Source organism: Pseudomonas sp. SA233, assembly GCF_054792385.1.
The window spans coordinates 3,734,540-3,751,901 of sequence record NZ_CP096449.1; the positions used below are offsets into that span (position 1 = coordinate 3,734,540).

Here is a 17,362-nt window from a genome sequence, read left to right on the forward strand (position 1 = left end):
AATTCATGTCGCGCTCCCTGACCGGCGCCCTCGCCCACAGCTTTCTGGGCCAGTCGCCGCTTTGGTACAAGGCAGTCATCTGCCTGTTCCTGGTGCTCAACCCGCTGCTGCTGGTGACCGTCGGCCCGGTCGCTGCCGGCTGGGCACTGGTGCTCGAATTCATCTTCACCCTGGGCATGGCCCTGAAGTGCTACCCGCTCATGCCTGGCGGCCTGCTGCTGGTCGAAGCCCTGCTGTTGCAGATGACTACCCCGCAAGCCCTGTACGAAGAGCTGCAGCACAACTTCCCGGTGATCCTGCTGCTGATGTTCATGGTCGCGGGCATCCACTTCATGAAGGAACTGCTGCTGTTCCTGTTTTCGCGCATCCTGCTGGGGGTGCGTTCGAAGGCGATCCTGGCGTTGCTGTTCTGCGTGCTGTCGGCATTCCTCTCGGCGTTTCTCGATGCGCTGACCGTGACCGCCGTGATCATCAGCGCCGCGGTCGGTTTCTATGCGGTGTACCACCGCGTTGCCTCCGGGGACAACCCGCGCGAAGACAGTGCGCTGGACAGCGACCAGCAGGTCGCACAGTTGCACCGTGAAGACCTCGACCAGTTCCGCGCCTTCCTGCGCAGCCTGCTGATGCATGGCGCGGTGGGTACCGCCCTGGGCGGCGTGTGCACGCTGGTGGGCGAGCCGCAGAACCTGCTGATCGGCCACGAAATGGGCTGGCACTTTGCCGATTTCTTCCTGAAGGTGGCACCGGTGTCACTGCCGGTGCTGGGCGCCGGCCTGCTGACCTGCGTGCTGCTGGAGAAGCTGCGCCTGTTCGGCTACGGCACGTTGATGCCCGAGCCGGTGCGTCAGGTACTGGCCGCCTACGCCGCCGAGGACGATGCTGCACGCACCACTGCCCAGCGCATCGCACTGTGGGTGCAAGGGTTCGCCGCACTGATCCTGATCGTCTGCCTGGGGCTGCACGTTGCCGAGGTCGGCCTGATCGGCCTGATGGTGATCGTGCTGATCACGGCATTCACCGGCATTACCGACGAACACCGCCTGGGCCGTGCCTTCCAGGACGCCATGCCGTTCACCGCTTTGCTGGTGGTGTTCTTCGCCGTGGTGGCGGTGATTCATCAGCAGCAACTGTTCAGCCCGTTGATTGCCTGGGTGCTGGCGCTGCCGGCGGAGCAGCAACCGGGCATGCTGTACCTGGCCAACGGCCTGCTGTCGGCGATCAGCGACAACGTGTTCGTTGCCACCATCTACATCACCGAGGTGAAGCAGGCGTTCCTCAATGGCAGCATGAGCCGCGAGCATTTCGAGACGCTGGCGGTGGCGATCAACACCGGCACCAACCTGCCGAGCGTGGCGACGCCGAATGGGCAGGCGGCGTTCCTGTTCCTGCTGACTTCGGCGATTGCGCCGCTGATCCGGCTGTCGTATGGGCGAATGGTGTGGATGGCCTTGCCCTATACCGTAGTGATGGGTGGGCTGGGGTGGTGGGCGGTGACCTACTGGCTTTGAGGTAGCCTGCATCGGCCTCTTCGCAGCACAAGGCTGCTCCTACAGGCACTGCACCGCTTTCTGGAGCTGTGGTGATCCTGTGGGAGCGGGCATGCCCGCGAAAGGGCCGGCACAGGTTTGCGTTGTCGATTCTGTCCGCCGCCATTCGACTATCCCATGCCCCCAGCCACCCCGGCTGCACACAGGAGAGTCCCCATGCGCAAACTCATCGTAGCCGCCTTCATCAGCCTCGACGGTGTCATGCAGGCCCCCGGTGGTCCGCAGGAAGACACCAGCGGCGGCTTCACCTACGGCGGCTGGATCGTACCCTACGCCGAGGAAATCTTCGGCCAAGCCATGCAAGCCCTGTTCAGCCAGCCCTTCGAACTGCTGTTGGGCCGGCGCACCTACGACATCTTCGCCGGCTACTGGCCAAAGGTAAAAGGCAGCTCGGAAGACTTCTCCATCGCCAACCTTCAACAGCGTGCCCAAGCACGTGGCCACCCACACCCCCGCAACCCTCGACTGGCACAACAGCCATGCACTGGGCGCAGACATCACCGCAGCGGTCCACGCGCTGAAACAACAGGACGGCGCCAACCTGCTGACCCAGGGCAGCAGCGATCTGGTGCAGCAACTGCTGGCGGCGGGCCTGGTCGATGAACTGCAACTGCTGATCCACCCGTTGCTGCTCGGCCACGGCAAGCGCCTGTTCGGCGACGATGCGGCAGCGGCGGCCTTCACACTGCAGCATTCGCAGGTTTCGCCCACAGGCGTGCTCATCGCCCGTTACGTGCGTGCAGGCGAAGTGCAGACCGGTTCGTTCTGAAAGGCATAATCCTGTACAACTTTTGCCTCTCGCTCGCATCGAAACCCAAGTAAGCCCCGTCCGTATCAAGGAGGTTCACCATGGCGCTACGCACCACGTTGCTGCTTTCCTGCATGACCTTGGCCCTGCTCGGCTGCGCCGGCAACGATCACCCGGCACCGCCGCGTACCCAGCAGGTCGACCTGCAACGTTACCAGGGCACCTGGTACGAACTCGCCCGGCTGCCGATGTTCTTCCAGCGCAACTGCGTGCAGTCCGAGGCGCAGTATGGCCTGCGAGAGGATGGTCGCCTCGACGTGACCAACCGCTGCCAGGAAAAGGACGGCCAGTGGAACCAGGCCAAGGGCATCGCCGAAGCCCAGCAACCGGGCAGCACCGACAAGCTCTGGGTGCGCTTCGACAACTGGTTCAGCCGCCTCGCGCCCGGCCTTACCAAGGGCGAGTACTGGGTGCTGTACCACGACCAGGACTACCGCGTAGCCTTGGTCGGCCACCCGAACCGAGAATACCTGTGGCTGCTTTCACGCACGCCTGCAGTCACGGACCAGATGCGCGAGCAACTGCTGACGATCGCCCGGGAGCAAGGCTATGACACCAGCAAGCTCATCTGGCGGCAGGCCGAGTAGGCAAGACCTGGCAGGCCATCGACGACATGCGGCAATCCGGCTAAGGTGTGCGCCCTTACTACCTCGAAGGAACGAGCCCGTTGAGTACCACGCCGCCACCAGCACCTTGCATCCGCCCGACACCCATCGGCCCGCTGGTGGAGACGTTACTGCTGGGCTGAAACAAGGAGCCAGACCATGGATTTGCTGTTCCTGGGCACCTCCGCCGGCGTGCCGACCAAGGCACGCAATGTGAGCGGTACCGCAGTGATCGAGGCCAGTGGCAGCCACTGGTACCTGGTCGACTGTGGCGAAGGCACCCAGCACCGGCTGCTGCACACACCGCTGTCGATCCGCGACCTGCGCGCCATCTTCATTACCCACGTGCACGGCGACCATTGCTTCGGCCTGCCGGGCCTGCTGGCCAGCGCCGGCATGAGCGGGCGCACCCAGCCGCTGGACCTTGTCCTGCCCGCCGCCCTGCACGACTGGGTGCGCCAGGGGCTGGTGGCCAGCGATACCTTCCTGCCGTTCGAACTGCGCCTGCTGGCCGTGGAAGAGCTGGTGGAATGGCACAGTGACGCCCTGGAAGTGACCAGCGTACAGTTGTCGCACCGGGTGCCGAGCGTCGGCTTCGTGTTCACCGAGCTCAACCCCGAACCGCGACTGAACATCCCGCGCCTGGAAGCCGAAGGTATCCCCCGCGGCCCGCTGTGGGGCGACCTGGCCAAGGGCCTGACGGTGCAGCATGCCGGGCAGTTGCTGCACGGCAATGACTACTTGCGCCCTTCGCGCCCGCCGCGGCGGGTGATCGTGTGCGGCGACAACGACAACCCCGAGCTGTTGGCCGACGTCGCCAGGGGCGCGGACGTGCTGGTGCACGAAGCCACGTTCACCCAGGCGGTGGTCGAGCGCACGGGGGTCACCTTCGGCCACAGCACCGCAGCTGCGGTGGCGCGCTTTGCCGAAACTGCGGGCGTGCGCAATTTGGTGCTGACGCATTTCAGCGCCCGCTACCAGCACGACCCACGGCGCAGCCCGAGCATCGACAACGTGCGCGACGAAGCCCTCGCCCACTACAGCGGGCAGCTTACCCTGGCGCAGGACCTGCAGCGCTATCACATCGGGCGCGATGGCTGTCTTGAGCCCGCGGGATGAATTGTGGAGATTCGCAGGTGCTCGCCACAACATCTTCATCGCCTGTGAAATCGAGCGCCGCCCGCGCGGCGCTCGATTTCACAGGCGATGAAGATGTTGTGGCGAACACATGCGAAGCCCTCCACAACCAGCCGCTCCACTATGCCGCCAACCGCCCACTGGCAATCGCCTCCGACGCCGCCAGCATCGCGCGCAGCAACACTGCGCAGCCCGCAGCCAGGTCCTCGGGCGTGGCGTTCTCGATCTCGTTATGGCTGATACCGTTCTCGCACGGCACGAATATCATCCCCGCCGGCCCCAGTTCGGCCAGGAAGATCGCGTCGTGCCCCGCGCCGCTGACGATGTCCATGTGCGGCAGGCCCAGCGCCTGCGCCGATTCGCGCACGGCATCGACACACCCTTTATCGAAGTACAACGCCGGGAAATCAGCCGTAGGCACCAATTCGTGGCTCAGGCCATGCCTGGCACAGGTCGCCTCGATCACCGCACGCACATCGGCAATCATCGCATTCAGCTGCTCACCCTCCAGGTGACGGAAATCCAGGGTCATGCGCACTTCGCCCGGGATCACGTTGCGCGAGCCCGGGTAGGCCTGCAGGCAACCCACCGTCCCACAGGCATGGGGCTGGTGGCCGAGGGCGGTGCGGTTGACTGCCTCCACCACTGCCGCCGCGCCGACCAGGGCGTCCTTGCGCAGGTGCATGGGCGTAGGGCCGGCATGGGCCTCGACACCGCGCAGGGTCAGGTCGAACCACTTCTGGCCCAGCGCGCCCAGCACCACGCCGATGGTCTTGCCCTGATCTTCGAGGATCGGGCCTTGCTCGATATGCGCTTCGAAATAGGCCCCCACCGGGTGCCCTGATACAGCACGCGGGCCGGCGTAGCCGATGGCGTTCAACGCCTCACCAACACTGACACCCTGGGCGTCGCGCTTGGCCAGGGTTTCTTCCAGGGTGAACTTGCTGGCGAATACCCCGGAACCCATCATGCACGGCGCAAAGCGCGAGCCTTCCTCGTTGGTCCACACCACAACTTCCAGCGGTGCTTCGGTTTCCACGCCGAGATCGTTGAGGGTACGAACTACCTCCAGCCCGGCCATCACCCCGAAGCAACCGTCGAACTTTCCACCGGTGGGCTGGGTGTCGATATGGCTGCCGGTCATCACCGGGGGCAGCTTGGGGTTACGCCCAGGGCGACGGGCGAAAATGTTGCCGATGGCGTCGATGGTGACCGTGCAACCGGCGGCCTCGCACCACTGCACGAACAGGTCGCGGGCCTGGCGGTCGAGGTCGGTCAAGGCCAGGCGGCACACGCCACCCTTGGCGGTGGCACCGAGGCGGGCCAGGTCCATCAGGGACTGCCACAGGCGGGTGCTGTCGATGTGGTGCTGGGTGGATTGCAGTACTTGTTGGGCTGGGGTCATGGGATTTTCCTCAGGCATTTTTGTTGTCTGTGCCGGCCTCTTCGCGGGTAAACCCGCTCCCACAGGTACAGCGCTGGCCTCAGGACCTGCGCTGTACCTGTGGGAGCGGGTTTACCCGCGAAGAAGCCGGCGCGGTCTCACGGCAAAGGCTTGACCACCCGCGCCGGGCTGCGCGCGACCACACGGGCCAAGAGGTAATACAGCGCCCCACCCAGCAGCGAACCGGTGAACCAACCGTAGTCGTAGAACCAGCTGAAACTGCTGTTGCCAATCGCCATGACGGTCAGCGCCACCGGCAACGCAAAGGCGGCAAAACCGGCCCAGTTCCATGCCGGGTATACGTCGTCACGGTACAGCCCGGCCAGGTCCAGCTCCTGCCGGCGGATCAGGAAGTAGTCCACCACCATGATCCCGGCGATCGGCCCCAGCAGGCTCGAATACCCCAGCAGCCAGTTGGAGTACACGCTCTCCAGGCTCAGGTCGGAAACGATCCAGCCCAGCTTCTTCAGCAACTCATGGCCCATCAGCGCCAGGCCGATGAAACCGGTCAACCACACCGCGCGGCTGCGCCCGATCAGGCGTGGGGCGATGTTCTGGAAGTCGTTGGTCGGCGACACGATGTTCGCTGCAGTATTGGTCGACAGCGTGGCGATCACGATCAGCGCCATGGCCAGGGCCACCCAGAACGGGCTGTGGATCTTGCCGATCAGGCTGACCGGGTCGGACACGGTCTCGCCAACCAGCGATGCCGAGGCAGCAGTCAGCACCACGCCCAGCGAGGCGAACAGGAACATGGTCAGCGGCAAGCCGAAGATCTGCCCGAGAATCTGGTCCTTCTGGCTGCGGGCGTAGCGGCTGAAGTCGGGGATGTTCAGCGATAGCGTGGCCCAGAAACCGACCATGGCGGTAAGCCCGGCGCAGAAGTAGCCGAGCATGTTCGCCCCTTCTGGGCGCTTGGGCGGCTGGGCCAGCAGTTCGGTCATCGACATGTGCGGCAAGGCCCAGAACAGCAGGCCGACGCCGACCGCCACCAGCAGCGGTGCCGACAGCGTTTCGAGCCACTTGATCGACTCGGCGCCACGCAGCACCACCCACAGGTTCAGGCACCAGAAGATCATGAAGCCGATCACCTCGCCGGTGCCGCCCAGGGCCTTCCAGCCGTCGAACACCGAGCCAAGGAACAGGTGGATGGCCAGGCCACCGAACATGGTCTGGATGCCGAACCAGCCACAGGCGACCACCGCCCGGATCAGGCATGGCACGTTTGAGCCGAGTATGCCGAACGACGAACGCAGCAGCACCGGGAACGGAATGCCATACTTGGTGCCAGGGAAGGCGTTGAGGGTGAGCGGGATCAGCACGATCAGGTTGGCCAGCAGAATAGCCAGCAAGGCCTCGCCCACACTGAGGCCGAAGTAGGCGGTCAGCACGCCACCGAGGGTGTAGGTGGGCACGCAGATGGACATACCCACCCACAGGGCGGTGATGTGCCATTTGTTCCAGGTGCGCTGGTGCACCTTGGTCGGGGCGATGTCGCGGTTGTAGCGCGGGCTGTCGAGGACATCGCTACCTTCGGACAGCTCGAACAGGCCATCGCGCTCGACCACTTCCGATCTGCTCTGCTGCATGGGGGCTTTCTCCAGATTTTCTTCTAGTTGTTGCCCATCGGGCTGATGCGATGGCCGGAGTACTCACGGTTCATGTGCTTGAAAATCTCGACCAGATTTTCATCTTGTCAAGTAAGTCAAAGCATCAGAAAGCTACGCAGCCAGCGCCAATAATTAAATTAACCCTTTAATTTCAATTACTTAAAAACCACAAAATTAATGGGAAATTTTCTTGCCGAATCGCGGATCAGCATCTAGCCTCGAATCTTGTCAGGCCTGACAGGATTAACCGCCCTGCCCGCCCTGCATCAAGAAAACTCCAAGAACCGGCCCAGACCGGTCAGCCTGCGAGGAAAACGGCATGTCCCTGTTGATCCGTGGCGCCACCGTGGTCACCCACGAAGAGAGTTACCCCGCTGATGTCCTGTGTGCCGATGGCCTGATCCGTGCCATTGGGCAAAACCTCGAACCGCCCACCGACTGCCAGATCCTCGACGGCAGTGGCCAGTACCTGATGCCCGGCGGCATCGACCCGCACACCCACATGCAGCTGCCGTTCATGGGCACGGTGGCCAGCGAGGATTTCTTCAGCGGCACCGCCGCGGGCCTGGCCGGTGGCACCACCTCGATCATCGACTTCGTCATCCCCAACCCGCAGCAGTCGTTGCTTGAGGCCTTCCACACCTGGCGCGGCTGGGCGCAGAAAAGCGCCAGCGACTACGGCTTCCATGTCGCCATCACCTGGTGGAGCGAGCAGGTAGCCGAAGAGATGGGCGAACTGGTGGCCAAACATGGGGTGAACAGCTTCAAGCACTTCATGGCCTACAAGAATGCGATCATGGCCGCCGACGACACCCTGGTGGCCAGCTTCGAGCGCTGCCTGCAACTGGGTGCGGTGCCCACCGTGCATGCCGAGAACGGCGAACTGGTGTACCACCTGCAGAAAAAACTGCTGGCCCAGGGCCTGACCGGGCCGGAAGCCCACCCGCTGTCACGCCCATCCCAGGTCGAGGGTGAAGCGGCCAGCCGAGCCATCCGCATTGCCGAGACGCTGGGCACACCACTGTATCTGGTGCACGTTTCCAGCCGCGAAGCGCTGGATGAAATCGCCTATGCCAGAGGCAAGGGCCAGCCGGTCTACGGCGAAGTCCTGCCCGGCCATCTGCTGCTGGATGACAGCGTCTACCGTGACCCTGACTGGGCCACCGCCGCAGGCTACGTGATGAGTCCCCCGTTCCGTCCGCGTGAACACCAGGAGGCGCTGTGGCGTGGCCTGCAATCGGGCAACCTGCACACCACCGCCACCGACCACTGCTGCTTCTGCGCCGAGCAGAAAGCCATGGGGCGCGACGATTTCAGCCGTATCCCCAATGGCACTGCCGGCATCGAGGACCGCATGGCGGTGCTGTGGGATGCAGGGGTCAACAACGGGCGCCTGTCGATGCATGAGTTCGTTGCGCTGACCTCCACCAACACCGCGAAAATCTTCAACCTTTTCCCTCGCAAGGGTGCCATTCGTGTTGGTGCCGACGCCGACCTGGTGCTGTGGGACCCGCAAGGCACGCGCACCATCTCGGCCAAGACCCACCACCAGCAGGTGGACTTCAACATCTTCGAAGGCCGTACCGTGCGCGGCATCCCCAGCCATACCATCAGCCAGGGCAAGGTGCTCTGGGCCGATGGCGACCTGCGCGCGGAAAAAGGCGCGGGGCGGTATGTGGAACGGCCGGCGTATCCGTCGGTGTATGAAGTGCTGGGGCGCAGGGCCGAAGTGCAGCGGCCGACGCCCGTCCAGCGCTGAAGCCATTGGGGCTACTGCGCAGCCCATCGCGACACAAGGCCGCTCCTACAGGAGTGCGCGGTTCCTTGTAGGAGCGGCCTTGTGTCGCGATGGGGCGCGCAGCGGCCCCAGAAACCACCGCAATGCTTGTCGCCTGCATCCATAAAAAATAGAGAGGCTACAACCGTGATCGACGCCCTGAACCACTTGCCGCGCCCACGGGCCGGCGCCGACCAGCTGGCCGAGCGCTTCAGCGACCTGGCCCCACCCCTCACCGCCCGCCAGGCCGCCGTCGAAAGCGCACGCTGCCTGTATTGCTATGACGCCCCCTGCGTCAACGCTTGCCCCAGCGACATCGACATCCCGTCGTTCATCCACCGCATCAGCGACGAAAACCTGCAAGGCGCCGCCGAGCGCATCCTCTCGGCCAACATCCTCGGCGGCAGTTGCGCCCGCGTCTGCCCCACCGAAATCCTTTGCCAGCAAGCCTGCGTGCGCAACAACGCGCAGGAATGCGCACCGGTGCTGATCGGCCAGCTGCAGCGCTATGCTCTGGACAATGCCCACTTCACCAAGCACCCGTTCCAGCGCTCGCCGGCCACCGGCAAACGCATCGCCGTGGTCGGTGCCGGCCCTGCCGGGCTGTCGTGTGCCCACCGCCTGGCCATGCACGGGCATGATGTGGTGGTGTTCGAGGCCAGCGACAAGGCCGGTGGCCTCAACGAGTACGGCATCGCCCGCTACAAGCTGGTGGACGACTATGCCCAGCGTGAAGTGGAATTCCTGCTCGGCATCGGCGGCATCGAGATCCGCCATGGCCAGCGCCTGGGCAGCAACTTTGGCCTGGGCGAGCTGCGCGACCAGTTCGACGCAGTGTTCCTCGGCCTGGGCCTGAATGCCGTGCGCCAGCTCGGCCTGCCTGATGAAGAAGCCCCTGGCCTGCTCGCCGCCACCGCATACATACGCGAACTGCGCCAGACCGACGACCTGAGCCAGTTGCCCCTGGCCGACCGCTGCCTGGTGATCGGCGCCGGCAACACCGCGATCGACATGGCCGTGCAGATGAGCCGCCTGGGTGCCCGCGACGTCAACCTGGTGTACCGCCGTGGCCATGCCGACATGGGCGCCACCGGCCACGAGCAGGACATCGCCAAGGCCAACCAGGTGCGCCTGCATACCTGGGCCCGCCCCGATGCCGTGTTGCTGGACGACAGCGGCAAGGTGCGCGGTATGCGCTTTGCCCGCACCGAGCTGGCAGACGGCCGCCTGCGCGACACCGGCGAAACCTTCGAACTGGCTGCCGATGCCATCTTCAAGGCCATCGGCCAACGCTTCGACGACGCCAGCCTCGTCGACCCGGTGGCCGCACAACTGGCGCGCGATGGCGAGCGCATCCGCGTCGACGAAACGATGCAGACCAGCCTGCCGGGCGTCTATGCCGGCGGCGACTGCACCGCCCTGGGCCAGGACCTTACCGTCCAGGCCGTGCAACACGGCAAGCTGGCCGCCGAAGCCATCCATGCCCAACTCATGCTCAACGTGGAGGCTGCGTAAATGGCCGACCTGTCCATCGAATTTGCCGGCATCAAGGCACCCAACCCCTTCTGGCTGGCCTCCGCTCCGCCAACCGACAAGGCCTACAACGTGGTCCGCGCCTTTGAGGCCGGCTGGGGTGGCGTAGTGTGGAAAACACTCGGTGAAGACCCGGCGGCAGTCAACGTGTCGTCGCGCTACTCGGCGCATTACGGCCCCAACCGCCAGGTGCAGGGCATCAACAACATCGAGCTCATCACCGACCGCTCACTGGACATCAACCTGCGCGAAATCACCCAGGTGAAGAAGGACTGGCCCGACCGCGCACTGATCGTGTCGCTGATGGTGCCCTGCGTGGAAGACTCGTGGAAGTTCATACTGCCGCTGGTGGAAGCCACCGGGGCCGATGGCATCGAACTGAATTTCGGCTGCCCGCACGGCATGCCGGAGCGCGGCATGGGCGCGGCGGTCGGCCAGGTGCCGGAGTACGTGGAGATGGTCACCCGCTGGTGCAAGACGTACTGCTCGCTGCCGGTGATCGTCAAACTCACGCCGAACATCACCGATATCCGCCAGTCGGCCCGCGCCGCGCACCGTGGCGGGGCGGATGCGGTGTCGTTGATCAATACCATCAACTCGATCACCAGCGTCGACCTCGATCGCATGGTCGCCCACCCCATCGTTGGCGACCAGAGCACCCATGGTGGTTATTGCGGTTCGGCGGTGAAGCCGATTGCCCTGAACATGGTCGCGGAAATCGCCCGCGACCCGCAAACGCTCGGCTTGCCGATCTGTGGTATTGGCGGCATCGGCAGTTGGCGTGACGCAGCCGAGTTCATGGCCCTGGGCAGTGGCGCTGTACAGGTGTGCACGGCAGCGATGCTGCACGGCTTCCGCATCGTCGAGGACATGAAGGACGGCCTGGCGCGCTGGATGGACCAGCACGGGCACCCCAACATCGAAGCGTTCCGCGGCCAGGCGGTCGGGCATACCACCGACTGGAAGTACCTGGACATGAACTACAAGTCGGTGGCGCACATCGACCAGCAAGCATGCATTGGCTGCGGGCGCTGCCACATTGCCTGTGAGGACACTTCGCACCAGGCGATTGCCAGTACGTTGCAGGCCGATGGCACGCATGCCTACAGCGTGATCGAGGAGGAATGCGTGGGCTGCAACCTGTGCCAGATCACCTGCCCGGTGGAGAGCTGCATCGAGATGGTGGCTCAGGATACCGGCAAGCCGTACCTGAACTGGACACAGGACCCGCGCAATCCCTACCGCGAGGCCAGTTGAGGCAATTGGGGCTGCCTTGCAGCCCTTCGCGGGCACGCCCGCTCCCACAGGGATCGCGCCGCTTGGGAGGGCAGCGAAACACCTGTGGGAGCGGGCGTGCCCGCGAAGGGCCGCAAAGCGGCCCCAATCGCTCAGCGTACTCCGACCTCAAGGCTCCAGCCCGATCCCCCGCAAGATCACGCTGGTCACCGTCTGCACGGCATTTTCAAAGGCCATGTCCGACAACGCCTCCCCGCCATTGAGCAACGTCACCTGGTAACCAAAGTCGGCATAGTGCTGGGTCGAGGCCCAGATCATGTACAAAAGTGCCGAGGGCTCCACGGGCAGGATGCGCCCCTCCTCCACCCAGCGACGGATCTTGGCTTCCTTCAGCTTGGCCCAGGGCACCAGGCTTTCATTCAGGTTCACCCCCAACACCGGCGCCCCGTGCAGCATCTCTTCGGCCCAGATCTTCGACCCCAGCGGCCGCGAGCGCGAGTGGCCCATCTTCGCCCGGATGTAACTGGTCAGCACCACGCGCGGGTCGTCGAAGTTCTCGAAGCACAGCGCGTCCTGCTTCCACACATCCAGCAGGTCCTGCAGCACCGCGCGGAACAGATCGTCCTTGGTGCTGAAGTAATAATGCAGGTTGGAACGCGGCAGCTCGGCCTGCTCGGCGATATCACCCATCGACGTGGCGCCGTAGCCCTTCTCGGCGAACACCTTTTCCGCCGCCTGCAGGATCTTCTCGATATTGCGCCGACGTATTTCGATCTTGTGATTGGCCATCAGGCTTGGGCCGTCCACACCGCCAGCTCATAACCGTCTGGGTAGATGAAATTGAACTCGATGTTGTCGATCTGCCGATCAGTACCGCAAATGCCCATGTGTGCTCCGTGCCGAAGGGGTATGCCCTAGTCTACTCCGCTTACTCCAAGCCAGCGCAATCCCTGTAGGAGCGGCCTTGTGTCGCGAAAGGGGTGCGTAGCGCCCCCGGGATTTCAGCCTCACTGCATGAATTGCCGGGGCTGCTTTGCAGCCCGATCGCGACACAAGGCCGCTCCTACAGGGGGAGACCGCCACCTGACTTAGCTGCAACTCGCCCGATCGCGCACCGGGCACTGTGCGCGGTGCAGGTTCAGTGCGGTGTTGATGATGCCGATATGGCTGAACGCCTGGGGGAAGTTGCCGAGCATTCGCTGGCCCGCCGGGTCGTACTGTTCGGCCAGCAGGCCAAGGTCGTTGCACAGGCCGGTCAGGCGTTCGTACAGTGCCTGCGCTTGTGCCTGGCGGCCCAGCAATACATACACGTCGGCCAGCCAGAACGAACACACCAGGAAGGTGCCCTCCCCGGGCGTCAGGCCGTCGCTGCAGCGGTCACTGTCATAGCGCAGCAGCAGGCCGTTTTTCAGCAGGCGCTGTTCGACCTGTTCGAGCGTGCGCAAGAAGCGTGGGTCATCCGCCGGCAGGAAGCCGGTAAGGGCGATGTGCAACAAACTGGCGTCCATCTCGGTCGAGCCATAGGCCTGGACGAAAAAACGGCCGCTGGGGTCCAGGCCCCGCGCGCATACTTCACGACGAATCTCGTCAGCCACCTGGCGGTAATGCTGACCACGCTCGCGGCCTTCCTCGGTGGTGTCGGCCAGCCCTGCGGCACGGTCGAAGGCAACCCAGGCCATGACCTTGGAGTGCACGAACTGCTGCCGGCCGCCGCGCACTTCCCAGATGCCTTCGTCCGGCTGGCGCCAGATGCGCTCGACGTAAGGCAGGATCAGACGTGAGATGGCGGCGCTACGTGGATGGCGGGGCAAGCCACCCTTTATTGCCTGGGTCATGGCATCGGCGAGTTCGCCGTAGATGTCCAGTTGCATCTGCCCTGACGCTGCATTGCCCACCCGCACCGGTTGCGAGTGCTCGTAGCCGGCCAGCCACGGCAAGGTGTATTCCTGCAGGTCGCGCTCACCGGCCAGGCCGTACATGATCTGCATCTGCTCGGGGTTGCCGGCCACCGAGCGTAACAGCCATTCCCGCCAGGCCTGGGCTTCGTCGAAGTAGCCGAGGTTCATGAAGGCCAGCAGGGTCATGGTCGCGTCGCGTAGCCAACAGAAGCGGTAGTCCCAGTTGCGCTCGTGGCCGATGCGCTCGGGCAGCGAGGTGGTGACGGCGGCAACGATGCCGCCGGTGGGCGCGTAGGTCATGGCCTTGAGGGTCAGCAGCGAGCGGCGCACCAGGGCGGAATATGGGCCCACCTGTGGGCAGCGGGCGGCGAAGGCCTGCCATTGGTCGATAGTCTGCGCCAGCGCTTGGTCGATATCACAGCCGGGCTGCACCGGCAGGTGCGAGGGCTGGTGGCGCAGGCTGAACACCTGGCGTTCGCCCGCACCAACGCGAAAGCGGGCGACCGTGTGCTGGTCGCGGGCATGCGGGGGGACGGTGCTGCACAGGATCAGCCGGTCGGGGCCGGCGACGGCGCTGAGGGTCAGCGGGTCCAGCCGTTCTACCCAGGGCACGCTGCGGCCATAGTCGAAGCGCATCACCAGGTCCATCTCGAAGTTGGTTTCGCCTGCGAGGCCCTCGACGATACGCACCAGCGAGTTGACCTCGCCCAGCGGCATGAAGTCGAGCACGCGGGCGCGGCCGGTGGCAGTGACCCAGGTGGTTTCCAGCACCAGGGTGTCGTCCAGGTATTGGCGGCTGCTGTGTTCGACCGGGTCGCAGGGGGCCAGGCGCCAGCGGCCGTTTTCCTCGTTGCCCAGCAGTGCGGCGAATACCGCGGGGGCGTCGAAGCGTGGCAGGCACAGCCAGTCGAGCGAGCCATCGCGGCTGACCAGGGCGGCGCTGCGGCAGTTGCCCAGCAGGGCATAGTCTTCGATGTGGGCAGGCATTGGGGCTCCTTTGTGTGGTTGCCTGTACCTGCTCCCAGGGATCTCGCTGACTTGTAGGAGCAGCCTTGTGCTGCGAAGAGGCCAGTAAGGCCTACACAATTTGATGAACCTTCCCGGCCCTTTCGCAGCACAAGGCTGCTCCTACAGGTCAGTGCAACCCCTGAGACAGGGGCCGGCACAGGCCTTCCAGAAACCTCACCCCAAGCGATGCCACTCGCGCTTGTCCCGCGCCAGCAATTCATTGCCGGCCTCGGGCCCGTCTTCTCCGGCCGGGTACTCATGCACCTCGCCGCCCTGGGCCCAGGCATCGAGGAACGGCTGCACCGCGCGCCAGCCGTTCTCGATGTTGTCAGCCCGCTGGAACAAGGTCTGGTCACCGGTCAGGCAGTCGTAGATCAGCGTCTCGTAGCCGGTCGCCGGGGTCATCTTGAAGAAGTCCTTGTAGGCAAAGCCCAGCTCGACATTCTCCATCACCAGCTCCGGCCCGGGGCGCTTGGCCTGCAGGTCGAACCACATGCCTTCGTTGGGCTGGATCTGGATCTTCAGGTAATTGGGTTTGGGTCGCTCCAGCTCCGACTCGCGGAACTGCGCATAGGGCGCAGGCTTGAAGCAGATGGCGATTTCGGTATCACGCACGCTCATGCGCTTGCCAGTACGCAGGTAGAACGGCACGCCGGCCCAGCGCCAGTTGTCGATCATCACCTTGAGCGCCACATAGGTCTCGGTCTGGCTATCCGCCGCGACGTTGGGCTCGTGGCGGTAGCCAGGCAACTGCTTGCGCCCCTGTTTGCCGGCGCCGTACTGGCCTCGCACGGAATTTTTCAGGGCCATCTTCGCCGACCATGGGCGGATGGCGCCGACCACCTTGGCCTTTTCGCTGCGCACGGCATCGGCGGCGAACGCGGCCGGGGGCTCCATGGCCACCATCGCCAGCAACTGGAACAGGTGGTTGGGCACCATGTCGCGCAGCGCTCCGGTGCTGTCATAGAACGCACCACGGGTCTCGACGCCGACGGTTTCCGCGGCGGTGATCTGCACATGGTCGATGTAGTGGTTGTTCCAGAACGATTCGAACAAGCCGTTGGAGAACCGGCTGACCAGGATGTTCTGCACCGTCTCTTTGCCCAGGTAATGGTCGATGCGGTAGATCTGCCGCTCGCCCATCACCTTCAGCAGGCAGGCGTTGAGCGCCTCGGCGCTGGCCAGGTCGGTGCCGAAGGGCTTTTCCACCACGACCCGGCGAAAGCCGCCGGCAGATTCGTCGAGCAGCCCGGCCTGCCCCAGGCGCTGCGCCACCTCGGGGAAGAAGCGCGGCGAGGTCGCCAGGTAGAAGATGGAGTTGCCATGGCGGGTTGTGTCGATGCGCTTGGCAAGGGCCTGGTAGGTGGCCGGGTCGAGGAAGTCCCCGGTCTGGTAATCCAGGCGCTTGGCCAGGCGTGCCCAGAGCTTCTCATCCAGGCACTTGGCCGTGCCCTCGCCGCCTTTGTCACGCTCGACCATGAACGCGTGCAGGCGTTCGGCGAATTCCTCGGCAGTGGCCGGGTTGTGGTCGACGCCAACAATGCGCAGGTTGCGGTCCAGCAGACCGTCACGGCTGAGGTTGTAAAGCGCCGGCATCAGCAGGCGCTTTACCAGGTCGCCATTGGCGCCGAACAGGAACAGGGTGCATGGCGGAGCAGCCGGAATGCTCTGTTTGGTCATTCGGCTTTTTTCTCGACGTGGCCACCGAAGCCCAGGCGCATGGCCGAGAGAATCTTGTCACCATAGGTGCCTTGCTGCTGGCGCGAGCGGAAGCGGGCGAACAGCGCGCTGGACAGCACCGGCACCGGCACCGCCTGCTCGACGGCGGCGTCGATGGTCCAACGGCCCTCACCACTGTCGGACACCGAGCCACTGAATTGCGACAGCTGCGGGTCGGCCACCAGCGCATCGGCAGTGAGGTCGAGCAGCCACGAGGTGACCACGCTGCCACGCCGCCACACTTCGGCGATTTCTGCAACGTTCAGGTCGAAACGCTGGTCTTCCGGCAGTTCGTTGCCGCCCTTGCTGCGCAGCAGGTCGAAGCCTTCGGCGTATGCCTGCATCAGGCCGTATTCGATGCCGTTGTGCACCATTTTCACGTAGTGCCCGGCACCGGGTGGGCCGGCATGGATGTAGCCGTGCTCGGCACGCTGGTGCTCGCCGCTGCGGCCATGGGTACGCGGGATGTCACCCACGCCCGGGGCCAGCGCCTTGAACAGCGGCTCCAGGCGCTCGAACACGTCCGTTTCGCCACCGATCATCATGCAGTAGCCACGGTCCAGGCCCCACACACCGCCCGAGGTGCCGACATCCAGGTAATGCAGCCCGCGCTTGGCCAGTTCGGCGGCGCGGCGCATGTCGTCCTTGTAGAAGGTGTTGCCGCCGTCGATGATCGCATCGCCCGGCTCCAGCAGTTCGGCCAGTTGGGCGATGGTCTGCTCGGTGGGCTCGCCGGCGGGCAACATGACCCACACCGCGCGCGGCGCTTTCAGCTTCTGTACCAGCGCACCGAGGTCGTGCGCACCCTGGGCGCCCTCGCCCTCCAGACCGGTGATGGCCTCACGGTTGCGGTCATGCACCACAGTACGGTGGCCGGCGCGCATCAGGCGCCTTGCGATATTGCCGCCCATGCGGCCCAGCCCGATGATTCCCAGTTGCATGAGCCGATGCTCCCCTTTCGAAATAAATGACAACACAATCCAGCTTTTCAGATTAGTCCAGCGTACCGCTCGAGGGTTCAGCGACGAACGGCGGGACCA

Annotated in this window: 12 protein-coding genes and 1 pseudogene; 7 read left to right on the forward strand and 6 right to left on the reverse strand. The window is 64.6% G+C overall.

Features of this window, described 5'->3' with window-relative positions; genetic code table 11:
- Positions 1-5: 5 nt before the first annotated feature.
- From nhaB to M1D87_RS17345, 4 genes and pseudogenes are all read left to right on the forward strand, one after another.
- Positions 6-1,508 (forward strand): sodium/proton antiporter NhaB, encoded by a 1,503-nt coding sequence (nhaB, locus tag M1D87_RS17330; RefSeq protein WP_322264464.1) that lies wholly within the window; start codon positions 6-8, stop codon positions 1,506-1,508.
- 195 nt (positions 1,509-1,703) lie between these two features.
- Positions 1,704-2,316, forward strand: a pseudogene (locus M1D87_RS17335) (dihydrofolate reductase family protein).
- An 80-nt stretch (positions 2,317-2,396) separates the two neighbouring features.
- Positions 2,397-2,942 carry a lipocalin family protein gene (locus M1D87_RS17340; RefSeq protein ID WP_013973308.1) on the forward strand — a complete coding sequence of 182 codons (546 nt, stop codon included), beginning with the start codon at positions 2,397-2,399 and terminating at the stop codon, positions 2,940-2,942.
- Positions 2,943-3,119: 177 nt separating this feature from the next.
- Complete coding sequence (locus M1D87_RS17345) at positions 3,120-4,079, forward strand: ribonuclease Z (protein WP_085720537.1); 960 nt, start codon at positions 3,120-3,122, stop codon at positions 4,077-4,079.
- A gap of 139 nt (positions 4,080-4,218) precedes the next feature.
- On the opposite strand, the gene M1D87_RS17350 is transcribed toward M1D87_RS17345, so the two are convergent.
- Both M1D87_RS17350 and M1D87_RS17355 read right to left on the reverse strand, forming a co-directional pair.
- Complete coding sequence (locus tag M1D87_RS17350) at positions 4,219-5,502, reverse strand: Zn-dependent hydrolase (protein WP_421091562.1); 1,284 nt, start codon at positions 5,500-5,502, stop codon at positions 4,219-4,221.
- A 137-nt stretch (positions 5,503-5,639) separates the two neighbouring features.
- The gene (locus M1D87_RS17355) at positions 5,640-7,130 is read right to left on the reverse strand and encodes an NCS1 family nucleobase:cation symporter-1 (protein ID WP_397460688.1); all 1,491 of its coding nucleotides are present in this window, start codon (positions 7,128-7,130) and stop codon (positions 5,640-5,642) included.
- Between the two features lie 340 nt (positions 7,131-7,470).
- Here M1D87_RS17355 and hydA point away from each other — a divergent pair, with 340 nt between their 5' ends.
- From hydA to preA, 3 genes are all read left to right on the forward strand, one after another.
- Complete coding sequence (gene hydA, locus M1D87_RS17360) at positions 7,471-8,910, forward strand: dihydropyrimidinase (protein WP_061551141.1); 1,440 nt, start codon at positions 7,471-7,473, stop codon at positions 8,908-8,910.
- Between the two features lie 165 nt (positions 8,911-9,075).
- Positions 9,076-10,443 carry an NAD(P)-dependent oxidoreductase gene (locus M1D87_RS17365; RefSeq protein ID WP_123085113.1) on the forward strand — a complete coding sequence of 456 codons (1,368 nt, stop codon included), beginning with the start codon at positions 9,076-9,078 and terminating at the stop codon, positions 10,441-10,443.
- Positions 10,444-11,718: an NAD-dependent dihydropyrimidine dehydrogenase subunit PreA gene (gene preA / locus M1D87_RS17370; RefSeq protein WP_322264469.1), complete on the forward strand. Its 1,275-nt coding sequence runs from the start codon at positions 10,444-10,446 to the stop codon at positions 11,716-11,718.
- Between the two features lie 147 nt (positions 11,719-11,865).
- Here the strand turns inward: preA and M1D87_RS17375 are convergent, their stop codons facing one another.
- From M1D87_RS17375 to gnd, 4 genes are all read right to left on the reverse strand, one after another.
- The gene (locus tag M1D87_RS17375) at positions 11,866-12,486 is read right to left on the reverse strand and encodes a TetR/AcrR family transcriptional regulator (protein ID WP_421091563.1); all 621 of its coding nucleotides are present in this window, start codon (positions 12,484-12,486) and stop codon (positions 11,866-11,868) included.
- 299 nt (positions 12,487-12,785) lie between these two features.
- Complete coding sequence (locus tag M1D87_RS17380; RefSeq protein WP_421091564.1) at positions 12,786-14,582, reverse strand: glycoside hydrolase family 15 protein; 1,797 nt, start codon at positions 14,580-14,582, stop codon at positions 12,786-12,788.
- A gap of 195 nt (positions 14,583-14,777) precedes the next feature.
- A complete protein-coding gene (gene zwf / locus M1D87_RS17385) occupies positions 14,778-16,283 on the reverse strand; it encodes a glucose-6-phosphate dehydrogenase (RefSeq protein ID WP_421091565.1) in 1,506 nt (501 codons plus the stop codon).
- The gene (gnd, locus tag M1D87_RS17390; protein ID WP_461241457.1) at positions 16,280-17,263 is read right to left on the reverse strand and encodes a phosphogluconate dehydrogenase (NAD(+)-dependent, decarboxylating); all 984 of its coding nucleotides are present in this window, start codon (positions 17,261-17,263) and stop codon (positions 16,280-16,282) included. The genes zwf and gnd overlap by 4 nt, the downstream gene beginning before the upstream one ends.
- Positions 17,264-17,362: the final 99 nt, after the last annotated feature.